Source organism: Longimicrobium sp. (genome assembly GCF_036554565.1).
GTDB lineage: Bacteria > Gemmatimonadota > Gemmatimonadetes > Longimicrobiales > Longimicrobiaceae > Longimicrobium.
The window spans coordinates 1-1684 of sequence record NZ_DATBNB010000828.1 but is presented as its reverse complement, the minus strand read 5'-3'; the positions used below and the strand labels follow the sequence as shown (position 1 = coordinate 1684).

The following is a 1684-nucleotide window of genomic DNA, read 5'->3' as shown; positions in this document are numbered from 1 at the left end:
CCCCGCGCCGGGCTTCGGCGTCCGCGCCTTCGCTCATCGCGGCGCCGCCGCCTCTACTCCGCCGGTGATGCCGTTCGTCTCCATCCACGCGGCGAAGTCGGCGCGGGCGCGCTCCACCAGCTTCTCGCGCTTCAGCTCCTTCTTCTTTACCACCACGTCCAGCGGGTCCAGCAGGCCGAAGTTGCTGTTCATCGGCGCGAAGTGCCGGGGATCGCTCTCGCGCAGGTAGCGCATCAGCCCGCCCATCATCGTCGTGGGAGGCGGCACTGCCGGCTCCAGCCCACGAACGACGCGATCCAGGTTGGCCGCCGCCAGGATGCCGACCGCGGTGGACTCGGTGTAGCCCTCCACGCCCGTGATCTGCCCGGCGAAGATCAGCTCCGGCCGGTCGCGCAGCGAGCCGTGCGGCGACAGGCACGCGGGCGAGTTCAGATACGTGTTGCGGTGGATGGAGCCCCAGCGCAGGAACTCGGCGTTCTCCAGCCCCGGGATCGTGTGGAAGATGCGCTTCTGCTCCGGGATCTTCAGCCGGGTCTGGAAGCCCACCAGGTTCCACATGTTCCCCGCCCGGTCCTCGCGGCGCAGCTGGATGACGGCGTGCGCCCACTTGCCATCGTTCCACGGCACCGGCAGGCCCACGGGCTTCATGGGCCCGAAGCGCAGGGTGTCGACGCCGCGGCCGGCCATCACCTCGATGGGCAGGCACCCCTCGAAGTACGGCACGTTCTCCCAGTCGTGCCCCGCGTAGGGCTCGCCCGTGTTCAGCGCCTGGATGAACGCCTCGTACTGCTCGCGGTCCATCGGCGCGTTCAGGTAGTCCTCGTCGCCGCCCTTCCCCCAGCGCGACGCGTAGAAGAGCTTGTCCATGTCCAGCGACTCGGCGCTGACCACGGGGGCGATGGCGTCGAAGAACGCCAGCCCCTGGTCGCCCAGCGAGCCGCGGATGGACTGCGACAGCGCATCGGAGGTCAGCGGGCCGGTGGCCACGATGGCGGGGCCGTCGGGAAGCGCCTGCATCTCTTCGCGCACCACGCGAATGCGGGGGTGCGCTTCGATGGCGGCCGTCATGCGCCCCGCGAACTCGGTGCGATCGACGGTGAGCGCGGTGCCCCCGGGGATGCGCGATTCGCGGGCGCAGGCCAGCAGCAGCGAGCCGCCGATGCCCAGCGCATCCATCTCCAGCTTCAGCAGCCCGTGCGCGTTCTGCGGATCTTCGGACTTGAAGGTGTTGGAGCAGACGATTTCGCCCAGCAGCTCGGTGTTGTGCGCGGGGGTGCCGCGCACCGGACGCATCTCGTACAGGGTCACGTCGTGCCCGCGCTCTGCGAGCTGGTACGCCGCCTCCGACCCCGAAAGCCCACCGCCGACTACCGTTACCTCCGCCATCGTATATCCCCTCAACGTTGAAAGAACTTCAGAACCCGATGAGCCGGGCTGTGGCGCATGCCGCGGCGCCCCCCATCCCCAACCCTTCCCCCACAAACTGCGTGGGGGAAGGGAGCCAGGCCGGCGCGCCACTCAAATGCCAGCGCGACGACAGAGCCTGTCATCCTTCTATGAGCCACGGTGTCAAGCCTCTGGCGCCCAAAAGGATGTAGTTGACAACGGGATGGCTCTCCGGAGCCGTCCCCAAGGGTTTTGGACGGCTCCGGAGAGCCATCCCCATTTTCCTGCTCCTGCAATG

The 1684-nt window shown here is 68.5% G+C and carries 1 protein-coding gene; it reads right to left on the bottom strand.

From position 1 onward, the window contains the following. Positions 1 to 33: 33 nt before the first annotated feature. Entirely contained in the window at positions 34 to 1386 is a 1353-nt protein-coding gene (gene trmFO / locus VIB55_RS23495) for a methylenetetrahydrofolate--tRNA-(uracil(54)-C(5))-methyltransferase (FADH(2)-oxidizing) TrmFO (RefSeq protein ID WP_331879114.1), read from the bottom strand. Positions 1387 to 1684: the final 298 nt, after the last annotated feature.

Excerpts from the sequence above, each read along its gene's own strand:
- trmFO (WP_331879114.1), bottom strand. The coding sequence starts at position 1,386 with ATGGCGGAGGTAACGGTAGTCGGCGGTGGGCTTTCGGGGTCGGAGGCG.